This window comes from Serpens gallinarum (assembly GCF_014836765.1).
Taxonomy (GTDB): domain Bacteria; phylum Pseudomonadota; class Gammaproteobacteria; order Pseudomonadales; family Pseudomonadaceae; genus Serpens; species Serpens gallinarum.
Genome location: NZ_JACSQG010000005.1, coordinates 170,620 through 192,529 on the forward strand (window position 1 = coordinate 170,620; position 21,910 = coordinate 192,529).

A 21,910-nucleotide genomic window follows, 5' to 3' on the forward strand; every position below is an offset into this window, starting at 1 on the left:
AGTCCTGTTGTTATTTTGATTCGTTAACGGGAGACGTCGAAGCCGAACAGCTTCTTCGGGTTAACCATCAGCACCTGGTTGCGCTCGCTGGCGTCCGGGAGCAACGCCTTGATGAAGGCGGACTGCTGGTCATAATCGGTGTGTTGCTCGAACTGGGTATTCGGCCAGTCGCTGCCCCACAGGCAGCGGTCGAGGCCGCCGCTCGCCTGGCGAGTCTGTTGCACTAGCCAAGCTGCCTGGGCCAAGTCGGATTGGCTGCGATAGGCCGCGGACAGCTTCAGCCACACGCGCTTGTCAGCCAGCAATGCGAGAAACGCCTGGTGGTTGGGGTTGTTTGGGTCGATGCCGCCAGCCGGCAGCCCGAAATGGTCGATCACCACGTTGACGCCACTGGCCAGGATCGACGGCACGATCAGAGCCAGGTCATCGATGCTGCGTTGAATCTCCACTTGCCAACCGCGCGGGGCCAACCGCTCGAACAGCGCGGTCCAGGCGGGGCCGCTGTAATCGACCAGTGCCTTGCCCACCAGGTTCAGGCGGATGCCGACCACGCCCGCGTTATCCAGTTCGTCCAATTCCTGGTCAGTGACATCCGCATCGACTACTGCAACGGCGCGCAGCCGCTGCGGATAACGCCGTAGCGCGTCGAGCATGAAACTGTTGTCGGTTCCCAGAAAACTCGGCTGGATCAGTACGCCGTGCGAGAGGCCATTGCGGTCCAGATGGTCGAAGTACTGCTCTATCAGCGCATCGTAATGCGGGCTGTAACGACGGTTCGGCACCATCGGCAGGTCATGGCGAAAGATATGGGCGTGCGTGTCGACGCCAGTAAGGGCGGGCGGGTGATGGGCTTTCATGAGCAAGGTAACTCTGGTCGTTTGTTGTTAGGCAAACCGCCGGTGGGGTGCATGGCCTCGGATGCGAAGCCCTGCGCGGTGGGTGCCATTATTCGAGCGATCATGTAGTCATATATATGAATGGATGACCATATATTCGGAGATGGATATCTGTCAATCATGGGTCGGTGCTAAAGTGGCTGGACGTGTGTGGACCTGGATCGATCGAATGAACGCCCCGACACTTGGATACGACGAGCGCCTGCCGCTCTATCAGCGCCTGCGCGAAGAAATGCTGGCCAAGATCGCCGCCGGTGAATGGACGCCTGGGGCGCCCATTCCCACCGAAGCGGAACTGACCAAACTTTATGGCGTGGCCATCGGCACCGTACGCAAGGCGGTGGATACGCTGGTCAACGAAGGGCTGCTGTTGCGCAGCCAGGGGCGCGGCACCTTTGTGCGCCGGCCCAACTTCGAGGCGTCGCTGGCGCGTTTCTTTCGCCAGGTGGATGCCAACGGCGGCCGCGAGATTCCCACCAGCCGTATCCTGTCCAAGACGTTGCACGAGCCATCCCAGACGGTCGCCACCGCACTGGAGCTGCCAGACGGCGAACAGGTGGTCCACATAAAGCGCCTGCGCATGATTGAAGACCGCACGCTGTTCCACGAAGAAATTTGGCTGCCCGCCTCACGCTTCGGCGCGTTGCTGGATATCGACGCTGAAGATTTTGGCGAACTGCTCTACCCGTTTTATGAAGAGCAGTGCGGCCAACGCATCGCCTCCGCCAAGGAAACCCTCACCGTCGGCGCAGCCAATGGCGCCATGGCCAAGACCCTTTCGGTTGCCGAGGGCTCCCCCGTGGTCACTATCGAGCGCACGGCGCTGGGTTACGACCGTTCCCCGCTGGAATACCGGCTGTCCCGCGCCGGGGCCGAGGGGTTCCGATACCAGATCGATATTTCCTGAGTTCGCGCGGTTCGTTGGAGGGAATAGTTTGCGTTCACGTCCGGGCATTGCCGCGGACGCCGGAGCGTCGAGAACTGCGTTCTCATGGGGAGAGCAGAAACGAACAAAAATGAAGTGTTGCGAAGTTCGTAGGGTGGAAAACCGCGAAGCGTTTTCCACCAGCAGCCCAAGTCACTCCCCGTAGCCGTTCTCATCCAACGATGGGCCACCACACCAGTCCTCAGCGTAAATACCCATCGCCACAGTCCGATGAACTCGAATAGGGCCGTGTTTCAGTTCGTAGGGTGAAGAACCGCGAAGCGTTTTCCACCAGCAGCACAACTACTCCCCGTAGCCGTTCTCATCCAACGATGGGTCACCGCACCAGTCCTCAGCGTAAATACCCATCGCCACAGCCCGATGAACTCGAATAGGGCCGTGTTTCAGTTCGTAGGGTGAAAAACCGCGAAGCGTTTTCCACCAGCAGCCCAGCTCACTCCCCGTAGCTGTTCTCATCCAACGATGGGTCACCGCACCAGTCCTCAGCGTAAATACCCATCGCCACAGCCCGATGAAAACTCGAATAGGGCCAATCCACCAATCGTTGCACGTGGCCGTGTTTCAGTGGGTTGTAGTGGATGTAGTCGAAGTGGCGTTGATAGTCCTCTTCGTCACGGATCAGGTGTTCCCAATAGCGCCGCTGCCAGATGCCTCGCTCGCCGCGTCGTTGTTGCGTTGCGGTGAGCGTCTCGGTGATTGGCAGACGTTTGGCGAAGGCGAATTTAATCACCTTCCAGCGCAGTGCGAAGTTGGCATCGCCGGGCGGTAGCGTCCACAGGCAGTGCATATGTTCGGGCAACACTACCCAGGCATCGATATGGAAAGGATGACGAGCTTTGGTGGCCCGAACCGTATCGCGAAGCAACGCGACTTCGCGGATCAGTAAATCACTGCTGCGGTTATGCAGATTCACGGTGAAGAAATAGGTGGCGCCAGGCACCCGGGCACGGCGGTAGTCGGGCATGACGTCTCGTCCTTGAGCATGCGGGGATTGCAAACATGGTGGACAAGCTGCGCGTTGTCCACCCTACGAATCCGCCATGCCAGCTCAAACCCGTAGGTGGAAAACCGAGAAGCGTTTTCCGCCGTGGATCTCCAGGCTATTGGCTGCCGCGGTTACGCAGATTACGCATGGTGGACAAGCTACGCGTTGTCCACCCTACAAATACATCACTCCGCTGCTATCCCGAACGTAGGGTGGAAAACCGCGAAGCGTTTTCCACCATGGATACAAGCTACTGGCTCAACCAGTGACGCTCGATTGATCAAACTGAACCGCTGAAACGACGGGTTGTGCCGATAGCTCGGCGCGCTCGGCAAGGCCGAGGTTGTCACGTCCTTGAAGGTAGGTCTTGGTCATTACCGCCCAGCGCAGTGGAAACTCGGCCACTAGGGTCAGGCTGCCCACTTCGGTCTGCACGCAACCCAGCTCGTTGCCTGCGTACTCCACCGCCTCGTCGATTGCCCGACGCCAGCGCTCATCGGTGAAACCGACTCCGAGCAGAATGGAGCTGCCGGTGGCTACTGACTGGTTGCTGGCAAGCAAACGCGACATATACCAGAAGTCATCCGAGGCACTGAGCATCATCTTGCCCTGGTTAGTATTGGCGAACGGGACTTTCAGCTCGATGTAATGAAAGCCGCGACCACTGGCCTCGCGCACCCACAGGTCGCATTGCTTGGTGTCTCGGTCCATCTGCCTGCGCCGCTGGTCCAACCAGACCGTGTACTCGAGGCCGATATCCTCGTTGTCTGGCTCCAGTTGGTATTGCGCAATCAGCCAGAGATAGAACTCGATCTTCAACCAGCCTTCGAAACCATTCTTCAGCTGCGACAGTCGCTGCAGGTCGGCAGCGCGGCGGATACTCAGGTCGTCAAGGAAGGCCTTGAAGGTTGCGGTAACGTTGTGGAAGCCGGGCATTGGAGTCCTTATAGGTTCGGCTTGTGGCGGATTGCGAAAACAAGGGGAAGGTTTAAATAATCTGTCCCCCTTTTTGTTTCGCAGCGTTTTCCACCTTGGATATACAGGCTACTGACTGCGGTTAAGCAGATTAACGGTGAAAAAATAGGTGGCGCCGGGAACGCGGGCGCGGCGGCTCGTCCTTGAGCGTGCGGGGCAGCAACCATGGTGGACAAGCTACGCGTTGTCCACCCTACGAATCTGGTTGTAGGCCCGCAGGAGGGTTTCGAGTTCAGGGCTTTGGGGAGGCGAGGGCAGTTGCATGATGTGGCTTTCGAGGCGGGTAATGGCTTATGCCGGCCCTTGGGCCGGCAATGGCAAGCGGTGTGGAGTCTGCCTAGGTGGGAATGAAAAATAAATCTGTCCCCTTTTCCTTTTTTGTCAGTCTCTTTTGTCACGTTTTCCTTTTCATGCCTGGCTCGTTATCTTCGGCGAGGGCAGTGTCTTTTTCTTCTTCTGTATTTAAAGGGGCTGGTTTGTATTCGAAGTCTTTTTCAAGATCTTTCGCTAGATGGCTCTTTAAAATTGCAACTTTTAGTCTTATGCGCTCTTGAAATCTTGTTTGGTCTTCAATTTCCAGTCCGTGGGCTGCTGAGTATACGGTGTCCTTTGCAATGATTAGCAGCTTTGCCAGATTAAGACGGTCTTCATGAATTTTGAAAATTTTTGAAAAAAGCGATTTCGAAAGTTTCCATGAGTAAAGAATTCCAAGCCCAAAAACGAGTGCAAATGGAATCCTTAAAATAAAATTTGATAAGATATCAGAGGCGCTTACGTAGTCTGTAAAAAGCAGTTTGCTAGCGCTGTGGTAAAGCTGGTAAATGCAGAAAATTATACTCGATAAGGAAATGGTGGCTAAGATTGAATAAAGCTTGGATTGGCCTTTCCCCTCTTTTACATAGTCTCTATATTCGTCCGAGATAAGGTTTCTATCATTTATTATAGTGGTAAGTTCGCTTTTCTTTGCTGATATGCTTTTGTTAAGATCCTTTACTTGCTCTGTTAGTTGGTCGTGGTTATTTTTTGCCTCGTTAAAATGGGTAAGCTTGTTTTGTAGATCTATGGATTGGATATTTGTTTTCTCTATTAGAAGCTCTAGTTCCTCTTCGGTTTTATTTAGCTCCTCTTCTGTTGTGGCTTTTTCTTTTGATGCCTCTATTATTTCATTTTCGAGGCTTTCTTTTTCGGATTTTAATACTTCTGACTTGGTCTCTAGTTCAAGGTTCTGTTTTTTATATTTTTCAATTTTTGATTCTATATTGTAAATCGTGTCTATCGTTGTTTTTATTTTTTCTGAGATTTCAGCAAATTGTGAAAATGGATAGCCTATTATTTTTATTTTATTTGCCTCTGGCTTTACGAGTATGTGGTTGGATTTTATTTTGATGCCAAGGGCTATGGAATTTACCATGAATTGTGCGGTGGTATCGTTGAGCTTTGTTGGCTTTGGTATTATCTTCTTTGTCCCAGCATTAATTTCTAATGCAATGTCCTTGATTATTTCTCCGGCATTTCCAGAAATCTCAATTCTTCTTATGAAGGCAGGCTCATTAACGTGTATACCGCGCTCTTTTTTCTCAATTCCAATATGAGTTTGGTTTTCAGGGTCTAGTAATGGTGAATATTTTGCTGTTGTGGTGAAGAATTCATTTATTATTGTTGGGGCGCTTGGGATTTCTTGTTTAAGTTCTTCTATCGATTGCGTTAAATCGTTCATTTTCTGATCCATAAGAAAGCCCCGCACTAGGCGGGGCTTCTTAATTCAGCTCATCCCCTACATCCATGGCGGGCGTAGGTCGAACCGTATAGCAATGTCAAGGTGCTATCAATCCCAGCTCAACGCCCCACCCGTCTGATACTCAATCACCCGTGTCTCAAAGAAGTTCTTCTCCTTCTTCAAGTCCATGATTTCCGACATCCACGGGAACGGGTTGGTGGTGCCCGGGTACTCTTCCTTGAGGCCAATCTGCGTCAATCGGCGGTTGGCGATGAATTTGAGGTAGTCCTCCATCATCGCGGCGTTCATGCCGAGCACACCACGGGGCATGGTGTCGCGGGCGTATTCGATTTCCAGTTGGGTGCCCTGCAGGATCATCTGCGTCGCTTCGTCCTTCATGGCGTCGTCCCACAGGTGTGGGTTTTCGATCTTGATCTGGTTGATCACGTCGATGCCGAAGTTCAGGTGCATGGATTCGTCGCGCAGGATGTATTGGAACTGCTCGGCGGTGCCGGTCATCTTGTTGCGGCGGCCCATGGAGAGGATCTGGGTGAAGCCGCAGTAGAAGAAGATGCCCTCCAGCACGCAGTAGTAGGCGATCAGGTTGCGCAGGAATTCCTTGTCGGTCTCCACCGTGCCGGTATTGAACATCGGGTCGGAGATCGAGCGGGTGTACTTGAGGCCCCAGCTGGCCTTTTTCGCGACGCTGGGAATCTCGTGGTACATGTTGAAGATCTCGCCTTCATCCATGCCGAGGGATTCGATGCAGTACTGGTAGGCGTGGGTGTGGATCGCCTCTTCGAAGGCCTGGCGCAGGATGTACTGGCGGCATTCGGGGTTGGTGATCAGGCGGTACACGGCCAGCACCAGGTTGTTGGCGACCAGGCTGTCGGCGGTGGAGAAGAAGCCCAGGTTGCGCTTGACGATGCGGCGCTCGTCTTCGGAGAGGCCGTCCTGGCTTTTCCACAGGGCGATGTCGGCGGTCATGTTGACCTCTTGCGGCATCCAGTGGTTGGCGCAGCCATCGAGGTATTTCTGCCAGGCCCAGTCGTACTTGAAGGGCACGAGCTGGTTGAGGTCGGCGCGGGCGTTGATCATTTGCTTGTCGCCGACTTGCACGCGAGCGGAGGAGCCTTCCAGCTCGTCCAGACCTTCCTGGATGTCGAGGGCGTTCAGCGCGGCCTTGGCGCGGGCCACGGCGGCGGAGTCGTCGGCGGCGACGGCGCGGGCTTGCTGCACGATGCCGGCGGCCTGGCCGTCGAGGTGTTCAAGGCCCTGGGCGGCGGCGTTGGGGGCGCTCGCCGGTTGGGCGGTGGTTTGGCCTTCTTCGGGCTTGTCGAATTCGTCCCAGCTCAGCATGGCGGTTTCTCCTGATTGGGGACCGGTCCGTGCCCGGTCGAAAGGTTTGATGGCTTTTGGTGTGCACGCAAAAGCGCGGAATGTGTTGTGTCTTTGGGCTGTGGCGTGGCGCCCATTGGTGGATGCATAAAGCGGCACCCTACAAGGTCGGTTCGCGAGCGAGCCCGCTCTTACAAACTCAGCTCGGGTGTGAGCGCGAAACTGAGCGAGTGAGCGCTAGGCGTCGGGTTGCTTTGGCCCCGGAGCGTACTGTTGTACGTGAGGAGCCGAAGCGGCCCGGCAACAACGCGTGCGCCGCTCAGGTTCGTGCGTCAGTTAACGTCTACTGGCAGGCTTCGCAGTCGGGTTCATCGATGGCACAGGCTTTCGGCACGGGCGCCGGGCCGGCGGACATCGGTGCTACCGGTGCCACTGCCGGGGCGGCGCTGAGGCCGTCATTGCCACCGCTGGATACGGCGTTGAGCTTGCCGGTGGTGATGGTGGATTTCTCGGTGCTGGTGGCGGCCAGGGCACGGAGGTAGTAGGTGGTTTTCAGGCCACGGTACCAGGCCATGCGGTAGGTCACGTCGAGCTTCTTGCCCGAGGCGCCGGCGATGTACAGGTTCAGCGACTGCGCCTGGTCGATCCACTTCTGGCGGCGGCTGGCGGCGTCGACGATCCACTTGGTTTCGACTTCGAAGGCGGTGGCGTACAGGTCTTTCAGTTCTTGCGGGATGCGCTCGATCTGCTGCACGGAGCCGTCGTAGTACTTGAGGTCGTTGATCATTACCGCGTCCCACAGGCCGCGGGCCTTGAGGTCGCGCACCAGGTAGGGGTTGATCACGGTGAATTCGCCGGACAGGTTCGATTTCACGTACAGGTTCTGGTAGGTCGGCTCGATGGACTGCGACACGCCGGTGATGTTGGCGATGGTCGCGGTCGGTGCGATGGCCATGATGTTCGAGTTACGAATGCCTTTCTTGACGCGCTCGCGTACCGGGGCCCAGTCCAGGGACTCGGTCAGGTCGACGTCGATGTATTTCTGGCCACGGGCCTCGATGAGGATCTGCTGGGAATCCAGCGGCAGAATGCCCTGGCTCCACAGCGAACCCTGGAAGGTCTCGTAGGCACCGCGCTCGTCTGCCAGGTCGCAGGACGCCTGGATGGCGTAGTAGCTGACCGCCTCCATGGATTTGTCGGCGAACTCGATGGCCGCGTCGGAACCGTAGGCGATGTGCTGCAGGTACAGCGCATCCTGGAAGCCCATGATGCCCAGGCCCACCGGACGGTGCTTGAGGTTGGAGTTACGCGCCTGCGGCACGCTGTAGTAGTTGATGTCGATGACGTTATCGAGCATGCGTACCGCGGTGCGCACGGTGCGCGCAAGCTTCTCGGTGTCCAGCTTGCCATCGACGATATGGTTCGGCAGGTTGACCGAGCCTAGGTTGCAGACGGCGATTTCGTCGGCGTTGGTGTTCAGGGTGATCTCGGTGCACAGGTTGGAACTGTGCACCACGCCCACGTGCTGCTGCGGGCTGCGCAGGTTGCACGGGTCCTTGAAGGTGATCCACGGGTGGCCGGTCTCGAACAGCATCGAGAGCATCTTGCGCCACAGGTCCTTGGCCTGAACGACCTTGTGCAGCTTGATCTTGCCGTAGGTGGCCAGGGCTTCGTAGTACTCGTAGCGCTCCTCGAAGGCCTTGCCGGTGAGGTCGTGCAGGTCGGGCACGTCGGAGGGCGAGAACAGCGTCCAGGAGCCGTCGTCGAAGACGCGCTTCATGAACAGGTCGGGCACCCAGTTGGCGGTGTTCATGTCATGGGTGCGGCGACGGTCGTCACCGGTGTTCTTGCGCAGTTCGAGGAATTCCTCGATGTCCAGGTGCCAGGTTTCCAGGTAGGCGCACACCGCGCCCTTGCGCTTGCCGCCCTGGTTGACGGCGACGGCGGTGTCGTTGACCACTTTCAGGAAGGGCACGACGCCCTGGGACTTGCCATTGGTGCCCTTGATGTAGGCGCCCAGAGCGCGCACCGGGGTCCAGTCGTTGCCCAGGCCGCCGGCGAATTTGGACAGCAGGGCGTTGTCGCGGATGGCGTTGTAGATGCCGCCCAGGTCGTCCGGCACGGTGGTCAGGTAGCAGGAGGACAGCTGCGGGCGCAGGGTGCCGGCGTTGAACAGGGTCGGGGTCGAGGCCATGTAATCGAAGGACGACAACAGGTTGTAGAACTCGATGGCACGCGCTTCCTTGTTCTGCTCTTCCATTGCCAGGCCCATGGCCACGCGCATGAAGAACACTTGCGGCAGTTCGAAGCGCACACCGTCCTTGTGGATGAAGTAGCGGTCGTAGAGGGTTTGCAGGCCCAGGTAGGTGAACTGTTGGTCGCGCTCGTGATCGATCGCCGCGCCCAGCTTGGCCAGGTCATAGCCCTTGAGCTTGGGATCGAGCAGTTCGAATTCCACACCCTTTTCCACGTAGGCGGGCAGCGCCTTGGCGTAGATCTCAGCCATTTCGTGGTGGGTGGCGGCCTTGGCCACGTCGAGGAAGCCCAGCGCTTCGGCGCGCAAGGTGTCAAGCAACAGGCGGGCGGTAACGTAGGAGTAGTTCGGCTCGCGTTCCACCAGGGTGCGCGCGGTCATCACCAAAGCGGTGTTGACGTCTTTTTGCGCGACGCCGTCGTAGAGGTTCTTCAGGGTTTCGCGTTCGATCAGCGCGCCGTCCACTTCGGCCAAGCCTTCACAAGCTTCACGGATGATGGTCTGCAGGCGGCCGAGGTCCAGCGGGCGCTGGCTGCCATCGTCCAGGGTGATGCGAATGCTCGGGTGCGGCTGGGTCACGTTGTGTGCGGTGCGCTTGCGTTCCAGGGCGCGGGCTTCGCGGTACAGCACGTAGTCGCGGGCGACCTTCTGCTCGCCGGCGCGCATCAGCGCCAGTTCCACCTGGTCCTGGATGTCTTCGATGTGCAGCGTGCCGCCGGACGGCATGCGGCGCTTGAAGGCGGCGGTGACCTGCTCGGTCAGATGGCGCACGGTTTCGTGGATGCGCGAGGAGGCAGCCGCCTGGCCGCCTTCCACTGCGAGAAACGCCTTGGTAATCGCCACGGTGATCTTGTCGTCGGTGTAGGGCACCACGGTGCCGTTGCGCTTGATCACGCGCAGCTGACCCGGCGCGGTGGCGCTCAGGTCCTGGCGGTTGTCGACAGGCTGCACGTTGGCCTGTGTCTCGCGTGTGGTATCGGTTTGCATGGGGATCTCCGCATCTCCAATGGTCGGCATCCGTTGATTGGGACGCCTCACGTCTTACTGCTAAAACAAAACGCGCACGCCTGCGAACTGCGCCGGCGTGGGCATGGGTAATTCGGAACGGGTCTGGCCTACATCAAAATGCCTTCCTGGCGCCCAGTCCGCTGGAGGAAAACCTCCAACACAACCCCTAGTGGTTGCTGAGGTTGCTTCGCTGCTGCGACCCGCTGTCGGGGGAGCATCCGAAGCAACCTCAGTCTGGTCTGCAATCAGTCCGTCAGGGGTTGCAGAAACAAGGTGTTTAGGCTAGTCGGTCGAGCGTTTTTCGGTCTCGTCCGGTTAGAGTCCTGTAGTGCCTACTGGTTCATCTGAACACAATATGTAGGGGTCATTGCTGAATAAGATACAGGATATTGATTGCGTACGGGCGTGGCAAGATAGCGGGTAGTGGCCATCTGTGGATAAGTCTGTGGGTTAGCTTTGCGTAACCGGCTGTAGCGGGCGTCTGGGCGATCTTTGCTGTTTTTGTCATTTTGCGACCTTGGCAGCAGAGTTTTTTTGTCGTCGGGGCAAAACACTATATGTTGTGTTTTCCCGTTGAAAATGGCATGGCCTGTGCAGACGTGGGCAGATTGCTACAATGCCGGCCTTTTCGGGCTGTATCGATAGGGAGGGCGGCGCATGGAACAGGACTGCTGGCGAATCTTGATCGTCGAGGATGACTTGCGCCTGGCCGAGCTCACCCGTGATTACCTGGTCGCCCACGGCCTACGGGTGGATATCGAATCTGACGGCGCCCAGGCAGCGGCGCGCATTATTGATGAACGCCCCGATCTGGTGATTCTCGACCTGATGCTGCCCGGCGTGGACGGGCTGTCGATCTGCAAGCAGGTGCGCCCGGCATACGCGGGGCCGATCCTGATGCTTACGGCGCGTACGGACGACACGGACCAGGTGCAGGGGTTGGAGTCCGGCGCCGACGATTATGTGTGCAAACCGGTGCGCCCGCTGGTGCTGCTGGCGCGTATCCGCGCCTTGCTGCGCCGTCGGGAAGGTGCTGGCGAAGTGGAAGGCACGCCGCAGCGCCTGGAGTTCGGCGCCCTGCGTCTGGACAACGCCCGCCGCGAAGCCTGGTTGGGCGAGGAATTGATCGATCTGACCGGCGCCGAGTTCGACCTGCTCTGGCTGCTGGCGGTGAATGCTGGGCGCATCCTGTCTCGCGAGGAAATCTTCAACGCCCTGCGCGGCATCGAATACGACGGCCAGGATCGCTCCATCGACGTGCGCATCTCGCGTATCCGCCCAAAAATCGGCGATGACCCGGTGTTGCCGCGCCTGATCAAGACCATTCGCGGCAAGGGTTATCTGTTTGTGCGCGAGGCGGCCGAGGAGCTGTAATAGCGCGCAGGTGCTGCTGCTTTTTTCCCAATTGATGGACGGCCCGTGAACTCGATTTTTCTGCGCATTTATGCCGGCATGCTCGCCACCCTGGTGCTGGTTGCCTTGCTAGGTGTGGGCAGCCTGCAACTGGTCAACGGCTTGCGCGTCGATCATTACCGCGAGCGCTTGGCCAGCGGCACCTTTCATCTGATGGCCGACAACCTGACGTCGATGAATGCTGTGGAACGTCAACGGGCCACGGCGTTATGGGAGCGCATGCTGGGTGTGCCGCTGCGCTTGCAGCATCTTTCCGAGTTGCCGCTGGATGCACCCTCGCGCGGTCGCCTGATGCGCGGTCAGGTACTGGTCCAGCAGAGCGGCACGCAGCCTTCGATGGTGTACGTACTGGTCAGCCGAGCGGAGCAACTGTTGCTCACCGCCAGCGTGGGACAGGTCAGCGAACAGCTGGCGCGCGCCACCCTGTATTTGCTGATGGATGAACTGGCGCGTTACCCCATGATCGAGCAGCCGCGTCGGCTGGAGGCGTTGAAGGCAGAGAAGGATTTCGGCTTCGCGGTGAACCTGCTGCCCATCGAGCGTATTGAAATGGACGCCGACCAGCGCCGACGGGTCGCGGAGGGCGATACGGTCATGGCGCTGGGCAGGGGGGGCGAGTCAATTCGGGTGATCGCCAGCATGGTGGCTTCGCCCTGGGTGCTCGAGTTGGGCCCGTTGTACCGCATGAACCCCTATCCGCCACACCTGTTGGTGCTTTTCGTGGCGCTGGGTCTCAGCCTGATCGGCCTGACGCTGTATTGGCTGGTGCGTCGACTGGAGCGTCGCTTGCGCGGCCTGGAAGCCGCCGCGACGCGGATCGCCGCCGGCAGCCTGGAGACCCGCGTTCCGGAGGTGGGTACCGATTCGGTGGGCCGTCTGGCCGTGGCCTTCAACGTCATGGCCGAGCACCTGCAACGGCTGCTGTCGATGCAACGCGAACTGGTGCGCGCGGTGTCCCATGAATTGCGCACGCCGGTGGCGCGGTTGCGTTTTGGTCTGGAGATGGTCGGCGAGGCGCCGGATGCCACCAGCCGGGGCAAATACTTGGCGGGTATGGACCACGATATCCAAGAACTCGACCGGTTGGTGGACGAGATGCTGGTTTACGCACGCCTGGAGCAGGGTTCGCCGGCGCTGAACTTCCAGGAGGTCCGGCTGGAGGCGCTGCTCGATCAGGTGATCGATGAACTGGCCCCGCTACGTGCCGACGTGCGCATCGAACGCGGGCTATGGCAGCCGGCGCAGGACGGTTCGGGCAGCACAGTCGAAGCCGAGCCGCGTTACTTGCACCGCGCGGTGCAGAACCTGGTGAGTAATGCCCTGCGCCACGCGGAATCCAAGGTGCGCGTCAGTTTTACTGTGGGCATGAACCGTTGTCGAATCGATATCGAGGATGACGGACCGGGTGTGCCGGAAGAAGCTTGGGAACGAATCTTCACCACGCCATTCCTGCGTCTGGATGACAGCCGCACGCGCGCGTCGGGTGGGCACGGCCTGGGGTTGTCCATCGTGCGTCGCATCATCTACTGGCACCGCGGGCGCGCACTGATTGGTCGCAGCGCGTTGGGCGGCGCGCAGTTCAGCCTGGTCTGGCCGCGCCGCCAGCACGAAGGCGAACAGTAAGCGCCGGCATTTTCAGGTAGGCGGTGGGCCGCCCGGCCACGCCGCAGCAGGGTGAGACCGGTGTGAATGAAGTAGGGCTGCGTCGCTCGCTGCACGGTGTTGGGATGGAAAACACAACGTTTCACGAGCACCCCGCCAGCGGAGCATCAGGCTAAAAAGATGGGCTGCCCGGCGACTCAGTGCGTTTATCTGTGCAGCCAGCAACGGGCGAGGAGCCCTACAACGGTGCACATGAAAGTTGTCGGCCTCAGTCAGGCCGCTTCCTTGGCAAATTCCACCTGATAGCGCTCCATCAATACGCGGTTGTCATGCTGCCAGGGGTGGAAGTCGCGGCGATAGAAATCCAGGTAGTCGCGTACCAGCGGGCGGAAGATGCCGCGGCTGCCCCACAGCCAGACCAGACCGTTGCGCCAGACGCGCCAGTTCCACAGCAAGCCGTCGCGCTTGAGCATATGCCGCATCCCTTTGAGGGTGTCCCAGGTGAAGAAGAGGGTGCTCTGCACCATGGCCCGGCGGCGCAGCCAGGGACTGCCACACACCTGTTGATACACATCGAAGGCCACCGCCTTGTGCTCGGTTTCCTCCAGCGCGTGCCAGCGCCACAGGCGGGCCAGACGCGGATCGGCGCCGTCCATCCAGGCGGGATTGCTGAGCAGGGCGTTGGCCAAAATGGCGGTCAGGTGTTCCACCGCACAAGTGGCGGCCAATTGCAGTTCGGGTGACAGATGCCGTTTGACGAATGCGAGGCGTCGCTGCAAACCGCGCTCCAGGTAGTCGATGTTGTAGCCCAGATCGCGCAGGCGTTGGTTGTAGTCCTGATGCTCACGGCTGTGATGGCCTTCCTGGCCGATAAAGCCGCGTATCTCTTCACGCAATTCAGGGTCTTCGATCTGGTCGCGAAACAGCCGCACGGAGTCGATGAAAAAACGTTCGCCATCGGGGAACAGCACCGACATGGCATTGAAAAAGTGACTCTTAAATGCATCCCCACTGTGCCAATGACGCGGCAATGGGCTGGGCAGGTCAAAATCCGGCTGGCGCGGGCGGATGTGCAAGCCTTCAGGGGTCAGACGGGGCATGGACGGCTCCAGAGTTGAGGAGGAATGGCTATGGCGAGTCCATCTTTGCTATTCATCACCAAGACGCGTACCGATCTTTAGCAGGGCTGAACTGCAGATTCCAGGAGACTGTCGGCGTGCCGAAGCCGCGCCAATGGAATAAGCTGCGAACCATGAACTACTTGGCACATCTGCACCTGGGCGGGCCGGCGCCGGCGCAACTGCTCGGCAGCCTGTACGGCGATTTCGTCAAAGGCCGGCTGGACGGTCGTTATCCCGCGGACATCGAAGCGGCGATCCGCCTGCATCGACGCATCGACATGTTTACCGACAGCCATCCGCTGATTTTTGAGGCCCGGATGCGCTTCCCGGCTGCGCGGCGGCGCACCTCGGGCATTCTACTCGACCTGTTTTTCGATCATTGCCTGGCCAATGCCTGGGAGGACTACGCCAGCGAGCCGCTGCCGGCCTTCACCACGCGGGTTTATCAGGTGCTGGCCGATGAGGCGCATCTGCCGGGGCACCTGGCGCAGATTGCGCCGCGCATGGCTGCGCAGGACTGGCTGGGCAGTTACCGCGACTTCAGCGTGCTGGAGCGGGTCGTTGCCAGCATGCGCCGACGCTTGTCCCGGCCCGCATTGCTCGACGACGCCGAGCTGGAGCTGGAGCGCCTGTATGAACCGCTGTGCAAGGATTTCCGGGCGTTTTATCCGGAGTTGATGGCCTTTGCTGAGCGTGAGCTCAATTCCTAAATCCGTAGGGTGGATGTCGCTTTTCACATCCACCCATTAACCGTGCTCGGTGGACAGGGAAAACGTTGTCCACCCTACAGTGGGCCCCGCTAAACCAGGTCGAGTCAGGCGGCGTGCTTGAGGCTCTCGGCGGTACCGAATAACGCGTGTTCTACCGCCGCCTGCGCCTGGCGGGCCAGTTCGTTGCGGCTGCGCCCCTGCGATTCCAGCGGCGCCAACAGAAAAATATCCACGTCGGCCACCTCGTTGCGCAGCAAGCGGCGCAAATGGCTGAGCAGATCGTCGTCGCCGATGAACGGAGCGATGGGGTCTGTTTCTCCCAGGCGTCGGTAGCGGATCGCCACGGGCTGGATGGCCACGCCCGCGTCGATCGCGCCGGACAGCAGTCGGCCATGAAAGGTGCGCACGGCGGTACCGTCGGTACTGGTGCCTTCGGGAAACAGCATCACCGAGCCGGGCTGGCGCAGGCGCTCGGCCAGTTGTCCGCTGACCTGTCCGCTATCGCTGGCGCCGCGCCGGATGAACAGCGTGCCGCCTTGCAACGCCAGCCAGCCGGCCAGCGGCCAGCGGCGCACCTCGGCCTTGGCCAGGAAGGCCAGGGGCATCAGTTGACCGAGCAGCGGGATGTCGGTCCAGGACACGTGGTTGCCGATCCACAGCATGGGCGTATCGGGCAGCTTGCCATGCACCGTGACGCGAAACGGCAGGGCAGCGGCCAGCCGCCCGTGAAACCAGCGCGTCAGACGTTGGCGCCGCGCCGCGCGCGGGCCAGTGCCCAGGCGGGTTGAAAGCGCCACCGCAGCGGCCAGCAGCGCACCGAGGCCGATCACCAGCAGTAAGCGCAGCAGCCGCGCCGGATAGCGCAGCGCCGTCATACGGCCGCCTTGAAGTGGCGGGCATAGCGCGGGCACAGGTCTTCGCGCTTGAGCAGGATGAACACGTCAGCGACCTGGAAGTCGGCATCCCAGCAGGGCTCACCGCAGATTTTCGCCCCCAGGCGCATGTAGGCCTTGAGAAGCGGTGGCAGCTCGGCAATCACGTTATTCGGCAGGTTCAGCGTGGGCAGCGGCGTTTTCGGTTCCGCATGCAGGTTTTCCGTACACAGGTAGCGTTCGCGCAGGCGTTGCATCACGGCTTGGGCCTGCACGCCGCCGTCGCGCATGGGAATGCTGGCGCAGCCCATCAGGTAGCGGTAGTCGCCCTGGTTGAGGACGTCCGCCAGTTCGCCCCAGAGCACGCCGATGGTGGCGCCGTTGCGGTAACGGGCATCCACGCAGGTGCGGCCGATTTCCAGCAGCGGGCCTTCGAGCGCGCTCAGGCCATGCAGGCGAAATTCATCTTCACTGTAAAAGCGCCCCAGACGCTGCGCGGCGTGATGATCCAACAGGCGGGTGGTGGCGACCAGTTCCCCGGTTTCATGGTCGCGCACGCCGATGTGCTGACAGTGGGGATCGTAATCGTCTTGATCCAGACCCTGTTCTCCGCCCTGGAGTTGGGCGCCGAATTCGTGGCTGAACACGCGAAAGCGCAGGGCTTGTGCTTCACGCAGGGCCTGCTCGCCGATCAGGCGCTCGGCCTGCAGACGGCTGGGGGTGGAAACCGCACGACGGGCGATGCAAGTCATGTTGCTGCTCCTCTGCCGGCTGTAGCCGGTCGACCTGGTTGGCAAGGCCGATGCTAGGCACACAGGGTGGCGAGGCGGTTACGGTTGCATGACGCCTGCATGACAGCGCGCGGGGCGGATGGCCGCGTAATCAGGGCTACGCTGCTAGTGGCTGATCCCGTTTCGTCGCGATGAAATGGTGATAGCCCCTTAGCGAACGACTTTTTTCTGTAACGGTCCATGTGTGGCGGGTCGGCAGCTTGAATGAACCTGTCGCAATCCGGCCCGCAGCCGAACGGAGGAAGCTGTGCATATCGCCGATATGACCATGTTCTATGCGCCGGCCAGCGGCGGAGTGCGCACTTATCTGGATGCCAAACATAGACGGCTGCGTCAGTACCCCGGTGTACAGCACAGCCTGCTGATCCCGGGCAATGTCTATCGGCAGCACGATGGGATTTATCAAATCCCCACGCCGCCGCTGCCGTTTGCCAAGGGGTACCGCTTTCCCATTCGCCGCACACCTTGGCGCAATGTACTGCGCGCTCTGCAGCCTGATGTGATCGAAGTGGGCGACCCTTACCTGACCGCCTGGGCGGCCCTGGATGCCGGCCGACGTCAGGATGTGCCGGTGATAGGTTTTTATCACTCCGACCTGCCGCTGCTGGTGCGCAACCGCATCGGCTCCTGGCTGGACACCAATCTGGATGCCTATGTCGCTCGGCTGTACGGCAATTTTGACCGGGTGCTGGCGCCGAGCCGGGTCATGGCCGACAAGCTGTGCCGGCTGGGGGTGCGCAATGTCTATGTGCAGCCGTTGGGCGTGGACCTGGATGCCTTCCGGCCTGAGTTGCGTGATACCGACCTCAAGCGTCAGCTGGGGCTGGAGGAGTCGGTCCGGCTGTTGGTTTTCGCCGGGCGCGGTTCGCGGGAAAAGAACCTGCCGGTCCTGTTGGAGTGTGTACAGCACCTGGGCAAGGGCTATCACCTGTTATTGGTGGGCTCGGACATGCCCACCCGCGTTCCGCATAACGTGTCGGTCATCAATCATTTCTGCCCGCTGGGCGAAGTGGCGCGGCTGATGGCGAGCAGTGACGCCTTGCTGCATGCCGGCGATCAGGAAACCTTCGGCCTGGTCGTGCTGGAAGCCATGGCCAGCGGAATACCAGTGGTGGCCGTACGCGCCGGTGCGCTGGCGGAAATCATTCCGAGCCATTGCGGGCGGTTGTGTCGGCCCAACGACGGGAAAGCCATGGCTACTGCGGTGCGTGAGCTGTTCGAAGACGATGCGCGGCTGATTGGCGAGCAGGCGCGCCAGCATGTCGAGGCCCAGCATGCCTGGGATGCGGTGATTGCCGGATTGCTCGCCCATTATCATGCGGTGCTGGGCTCGACCGCGTTCGAGGCGGTGGTGCATGGCTGAGCGTTATTTCCTGGCAGTCCTGCACGATGTGGCGCCGCAAACCTGGGCAGATTATCAACCGCTGCTCGCTACGCTGGATGCCTGGAACGTGTCGCTGACCTGGCTGGTGGTGCCCGACTTTCACCATTGCCAGCCTTTGCAGGAATACGGCGGGTTCCGCCAGCGGCTCGATCAACGCCTGGCGTTGGGTGATGAACTGGTGCTGCATGGCTTGTTTCATTGCGACGATCAACCACCGCCGCGTACGCCCAGGGAATGGTTCATACGCCGGGTGTATACCCACGAAGGGGAGTTCTACCGGCTCGACGAGGCCCAGGCGTACTCGCGGCTGGAGGCTGGTATCGAGGCGTTTCGCCTTTCTGGTTGGCCGCTGCAGGGCTTTGTGGCCCCTGGTTGGCTGATGAGCAGCGGCACGCGTCAGGCGTTGAGTCGCACGGGTTTACGCTACACCAGCGATGCTCGGCATCTGTATTTGCTGCCCGAACACCGGCCGCTGGTCGCTCCAGGCCTGGTGATGAGCAGCCGCAGCGCGTGGCGGCGCCGGCTTTCCAAAGGCTATTGCGAACGTCTGTTGCGACGCCACAGGTGTTCGCCTGTGCTGCGCTTGGGGCTGCATCCGCAGGATTTGCGCCAGCCGGCCAGCCGTGATTATTGGCTGGCCGTGATACGGCGCTTGCTGGATGAGGGGCGGGTGCCATTGACCAAGCGGGAATGGATCGAACGGCAGGCGGGCGGGCATGGTGCTTCATGAGCCGCGGATTGTGGCTGTTGCTATGCGCGCTGCTGGCCGCCGCCCTGATTCCCCTGTTGCTTGGCGGAGGGGAGCTGTGGCAACGCTTGCGAGCTTTTCCGCCAGGTCTGTTGCTGATCATGCTGGGCATGATCGTGCTGTGCTGGAATCTCAATGCGTTGCGCTTGCGCCTCTTGCTGGGCTGGCGCCGGCTGGGGCAGGGCCGGGCACTGGGTGTGGTGATGGCCACCGAATTTGCCATTTGCGCCACGCCTGCCGGAGCAGGAGGACCCTTGACGCTGATGGCGCTGCTGATGCGCCATGGCGTGCGTCCTGCACAAGGCACGGCGATTTATGCCGTGGAGCAACTCGGTGATCTGCTGGTATTTGCCTGTGCGCTGGTGGGTATTTTGCTGTTCGGCCTGTTCAACGCGCTGAGCTCACGGCTGGATTGGATGCTGGGAGTCAGCTTGGTGCTGCTGGGAGGGGGATTGGCGCTCATCGGCCTGGCGGCCTGGTATCACCGCGTGCTGCTGCGCTTCAGCGGTTATATGCTGGCGCGTCTGGGCGTGTCCTGGCGTCGACGGTTGCGCTGGGGGCGCCGGGTGTTGGGTTTTCGTAACGCCTTGCGTGACAGCTTACATTTGCCACGGCGGATTCTTTTTGCCGTGTTCTTGCTTACCCTGGCCCATTGGCTGCTGCGCTACAGCGTGCTTTACCTGACGCTGCGAGGGCTGGGCAGCGCGCTGCCCTGGGCATGGACGTTTCTGATTCAGGTACTGGCGCTGGGAGCGGGGCAACTGAGCTTGTTGCCGGGCGGCGCCGGCAGCGCTGAACTGGCCTCGGTGGCGTTATTGACGCCTATGGTGGGCAAGTCCAGCGCGGCGGCAGCGATTCTGATCTGGCGCGCGGTGACCTACTACTTCTATCTGATCGCAGGCGCGCCTTTATTCCTGCATCTGGCCGGGCGACCGCTGCTCAGAAGACTGGTGCGTTTTCGCCAGCCTTGAGCAGTGCGGTGGTGCCGCTTACTTCTTGCCGATGGTGATGTGGCGCTTGGGTGCCCAGGATTGGCCACTGACGCCCTTGTCGATTTCTTGGATCTCTCCGCCGGACTTCAGGAAAGCGGCGATCTGGGCATCCAGGGATTCGCTGGTGGAAGTGGCTGCAGCGGGCTTGGAAGTCCGATTGGAGCCTTTGATGCGAGTAGGAGCTTTTACGGCTGCTTTGGCGGGTGTGCTGGTGGACATGTCTGCTGATCCTCAGTGAAGAAGTGAACACCTGAACGGCAAAAAACACGAAAACGGCCGAAGAGCCGGTTTGAGTGCTAGCCGATTGAGTTGTGAACTTCACCGCCTGCGTGTTGGAGATGTGCGAGGGAGTGAAGAAGTGGTGGCCTTCTGTGAAGCCTCTGGAGGGGCGGCATGTGAAGCTGTTGCGCTTCGTCTGCGCTCCGGTTGCATTAAGGAACGATTGCGGTTGGCGAACGGGTATTCGCAGAACAATTGGGGGCCGAAAATGCAACACAGCCGCTCCACCATACGCGTCGGAGCGACAATTAGCCAGCGACTTGTGGTTTGGTTGCCCAGGCAGGATAGAGAAAATGCCGTGAAAAATAGCGAAATAGACGGGATTTGTGCCGTTTAGCCGCGATTCGAGTGAAGCCTTGACTGGCTCTGCGTCGCGGTTTCCAGGCCGCTAGCCGATCGGTTGGGGAGCACAGCTTTGCTCAAATGCTCGCGGGATAAATTTTGTCAGCCAGACGACTCAGGGATAGCAGGGGTTTACATTGCTGGTAGCGCTTCAGTCGCTCGGCCAGAGGGAAGGGAAGAGACGTATCGGGGTGAAAACCCAGGCGCTGGTAAAACATCTGCAGATCAGGATGGCAGAACAGCCAGATCGGCTCGGTTGTCTGGGCGATAACCCGCTGCAGCAGATGGGAGGCAACTCCTCGGCCGCGCTCATGGGAGGCCACCCATAGGCCGGTGAGCCAGTGTCCATTCTCTACCGGGGTCAAGCACAGCCCGGCGATGATCTCATCGCGTCGGGCGACCCACAGCTGCTGCGCCTGGCCGGTACGCATGCGGCTGCGCTGGGCACGGTAGAACTTGTCCAGCAAGGGGCGTTGGGCGGGGGTGAGCTGGCTGATGTTGAGGTTGGACATGGTGCGCGGGATTGAGACTTGGGGGCCGTATTCTAAGGCACCTGCGTCGCTTTGCTGCCTGGGACCGATCCATAAGTCGGAGTGCGCCGATGGCGTTAAAGGATTTGCTGCTAGCCCTGGTGGTGATCATTGCCTGGGGCTTGAATTTCGTGGTGATCAAGGTTGGTCTGCAGGACATACCGCCGCTGCTGCTGGGCGCCTTGCGTTTTTTACTGGTGGTGTTTCCCGCGATTTTCTTCATGCGTCGTCCACAGGTGCCGTGGCGCTGGTTGCTGGCCTACGGCCTGACCCTTTCGCTGGGCCAGTTTGCCTTCTTGTTCTCTGCCATGGCAGTGGGTATGCCGGCGGGGTTGGCGTCGCTGGTATTACAGGCGCAGGCATTCTTTACGCTGCTGTTCGCCGGACTGTTTCTGGGCGAGCGGCTACGGCGGGTCACGTTGTTCGGTTTGCTGCTGGCTGCCGCAGGGTTGGCGCTGATTGGCCTGCAAGGCGGCGAGGGCATGACCCTGGCGGGCTTTCTGCTGACGTTGTGCGCGGCGTCGATGTGGGCGCTGGGTAATGTGGTGACGCGGCACATTGGCCGGGTGGATATTCTTGGTCTGGTGATCTGGGGAGCGTTGGTGCCGCCGGTGCCGTTTCTGGCCTTATCCGCCTGGCTGGAGGGGCCGGCCGTCATGGAGCAAGCCCTACGAGGCATCAGTCTGGATTCGCTGTTGGCCATCGCCTATCTGGCGTTTGTCGCCACCATGCTGGGTTATGGACTCTGGGGGCGTTTGCTGGCGCGCTACCCGGCCACTCAAGTCGCACCCTTCTCGCTGCTGGTGCCGGTGGTGGGGATCGGCTCTTCGGCACTGCTCCTTGGGGAAAGATTGGCGCCGCTGCAATGGGTGGGCGCGGTATTGGTCATGGCGGGGTTGCTGATCAATGTGTTTGGTGCCCGGTGGTTCGGGAGGTTGCGCGCCGGCTAGTTCAGGAGGGAACGGATCGGGTATAAAAACCCTCGCTCTTAATCGGGCGAGGGTTAC

At 60.1% G+C, this 21,910-nt stretch carries 19 protein-coding genes; 8 read left to right on the top strand and 11 right to left on the bottom strand.

Annotation, left to right across the window (positions count from 1 at the left end):
• Window positions 1-23 precede the first annotated feature (23 nt).
• Window positions 24-857, bottom strand: a complete 834-nt coding sequence (locus H9642_RS11535) for an amidohydrolase family protein (RefSeq protein ID WP_251836592.1) — start codon at window positions 855-857, stop codon at window positions 24-26.
• Between the two features lie 208 nt (window positions 858-1,065).
• On the opposite strand from H9642_RS11535, the gene H9642_RS11540 reads away from it, so the two are divergent.
• Entirely contained in the window at window positions 1,066-1,803 is a 738-nt protein-coding gene (locus tag H9642_RS11540) for a GntR family transcriptional regulator (protein ID WP_251836593.1), read from the top strand.
• A gap of 472 nt (window positions 1,804-2,275) precedes the next feature.
• On the opposite strand, the gene H9642_RS11545 is transcribed toward H9642_RS11540, so the two are convergent.
• The 5 genes from H9642_RS11545 to H9642_RS11565 all read right to left on the bottom strand — a co-directional run bounded on the left by H9642_RS11545 (window position 2,276) and on the right by H9642_RS11565 (window position 10,098).
• Entirely contained in the window at window positions 2,276-2,806 is a 531-nt protein-coding gene (locus tag H9642_RS11545) for an REP-associated tyrosine transposase (protein ID WP_251836594.1), read from the bottom strand.
• 279 nt (window positions 2,807-3,085) lie between these two features.
• Window positions 3,086-3,763: a hypothetical protein gene (locus H9642_RS11550; RefSeq protein WP_251836595.1), complete on the bottom strand. Its 678-nt coding sequence runs from the start codon at window positions 3,761-3,763 to the stop codon at window positions 3,086-3,088.
• Between the two features lie 433 nt (window positions 3,764-4,196).
• A complete protein-coding gene (locus H9642_RS11555) occupies window positions 4,197-5,519 on the bottom strand; it encodes a coiled-coil domain-containing protein (protein WP_251836596.1) in 1,323 nt (440 codons plus the stop codon).
• Between the two features lie 108 nt (window positions 5,520-5,627).
• Entirely contained in the window at window positions 5,628-6,878 is a 1,251-nt protein-coding gene (locus tag H9642_RS11560) for a ribonucleotide-diphosphate reductase subunit beta (RefSeq protein WP_251836597.1), read from the bottom strand.
• Window positions 6,879-7,200: 322 nt separating this feature from the next.
• On the bottom strand, window positions 7,201-10,098 hold the full coding sequence (locus tag H9642_RS11565) for a ribonucleoside-diphosphate reductase subunit alpha (protein ID WP_251836598.1): 2,898 nt from the start codon (window positions 10,096-10,098) through the stop codon (window positions 7,201-7,203).
• A gap of 678 nt (window positions 10,099-10,776) precedes the next feature.
• Between H9642_RS11565 and H9642_RS11570 the strand changes: the two genes are divergently transcribed.
• Together H9642_RS11570 and H9642_RS11575 are read left to right on the top strand one after the other, a co-directional pair.
• A complete protein-coding gene (locus H9642_RS11570; protein ID WP_251836599.1) occupies window positions 10,777-11,493 on the top strand; it encodes a winged helix-turn-helix domain-containing protein in 717 nt (238 codons plus the stop codon).
• Between the two features lie 45 nt (window positions 11,494-11,538).
• The gene (locus H9642_RS11575) at window positions 11,539-13,155 is read left to right on the top strand and encodes an ATP-binding protein (protein WP_251836600.1); all 1,617 of its coding nucleotides are present in this window, start codon (window positions 11,539-11,541) and stop codon (window positions 13,153-13,155) included.
• Between the two features lie 251 nt (window positions 13,156-13,406).
• On the opposite strand, the gene H9642_RS11580 is transcribed toward H9642_RS11575, so the two are convergent.
• Window positions 13,407-14,234, bottom strand: coding sequence for a metal-dependent hydrolase (locus H9642_RS11580; RefSeq protein WP_251836601.1), 828 nt, complete (start codon window positions 14,232-14,234; stop codon window positions 13,407-13,409).
• Window positions 14,235-14,386: 152 nt separating this feature from the next.
• Here H9642_RS11580 and H9642_RS11585 point away from each other — a divergent pair, with 152 nt between their 5' ends.
• Window positions 14,387-14,965 (top strand): acyl carrier protein phosphodiesterase, encoded by a 579-nt coding sequence (locus H9642_RS11585; protein WP_251836602.1) that lies wholly within the window; start codon window positions 14,387-14,389, stop codon window positions 14,963-14,965.
• 104 nt (window positions 14,966-15,069) lie between these two features.
• On the opposite strand, the gene H9642_RS11590 is transcribed toward H9642_RS11585, so the two are convergent.
• Window positions 15,070-15,840 carry a lysophospholipid acyltransferase family protein gene (locus tag H9642_RS11590; RefSeq protein WP_251836603.1) on the bottom strand — a complete coding sequence of 257 codons (771 nt, stop codon included), beginning with the start codon at window positions 15,838-15,840 and terminating at the stop codon, window positions 15,070-15,072.
• Window positions 15,837-16,589, bottom strand: a complete 753-nt coding sequence (olsB, locus tag H9642_RS11595; protein ID WP_251836604.1) for an L-ornithine N(alpha)-acyltransferase — start codon at window positions 16,587-16,589, stop codon at window positions 15,837-15,839. The genes H9642_RS11590 and olsB overlap by 4 nt, the downstream gene beginning before the upstream one ends.
• A 286-nt stretch (window positions 16,590-16,875) precedes the next feature.
• On the opposite strand from olsB, the gene gpgS reads away from it, so the two are divergent.
• From gpgS to gpgF, 3 genes are read left to right on the top strand one after another with little or no spacing between them, the layout of a single operon-like run.
• Complete coding sequence (gene gpgS, locus H9642_RS11600) at window positions 16,876-17,991, top strand: N-acetylglucosaminyl phosphatidylglycerol synthase (RefSeq protein WP_251836605.1); 1,116 nt, start codon at window positions 16,876-16,878, stop codon at window positions 17,989-17,991.
• Entirely contained in the window at window positions 17,984-18,742 is a 759-nt protein-coding gene (gpgD, locus tag H9642_RS11605) for an N-acetylglucosaminyl phosphatidylglycerol deacetylase (protein WP_251836606.1), read from the top strand. The genes gpgS and gpgD overlap by 8 nt, the downstream gene beginning before the upstream one ends.
• Window positions 18,739-19,731: a glucosaminyl phosphatidylglycerol flippase gene (gene gpgF / locus H9642_RS11610; protein WP_251836607.1), complete on the top strand. Its 993-nt coding sequence runs from the start codon at window positions 18,739-18,741 to the stop codon at window positions 19,729-19,731. Before gpgD ends, gpgF begins: the two co-directional genes overlap by 4 nt.
• 18 nt (window positions 19,732-19,749) lie before the next feature.
• Here gpgF and H9642_RS11615 read toward each other — a convergent pair whose 3' ends face one another.
• Window positions 19,750-19,971 carry a PFL_1563 family small protein gene (locus tag H9642_RS11615; RefSeq protein ID WP_251836608.1) on the bottom strand — a complete coding sequence of 74 codons (222 nt, stop codon included), beginning with the start codon at window positions 19,969-19,971 and terminating at the stop codon, window positions 19,750-19,752.
• Between the two features lie 479 nt (window positions 19,972-20,450).
• Complete coding sequence (locus H9642_RS11620; RefSeq protein WP_251836609.1) at window positions 20,451-20,885, bottom strand: GNAT family N-acetyltransferase; 435 nt, start codon at window positions 20,883-20,885, stop codon at window positions 20,451-20,453.
• A gap of 89 nt (window positions 20,886-20,974) precedes the next feature.
• Here H9642_RS11620 and H9642_RS11625 point away from each other — a divergent pair, with 89 nt between their 5' ends.
• Entirely contained in the window at window positions 20,975-21,853 is an 879-nt protein-coding gene (locus H9642_RS11625; RefSeq protein WP_251836610.1) for an EamA family transporter, read from the top strand.
• The last annotated feature ends 57 nt before the right edge of the window (window positions 21,854-21,910 follow it).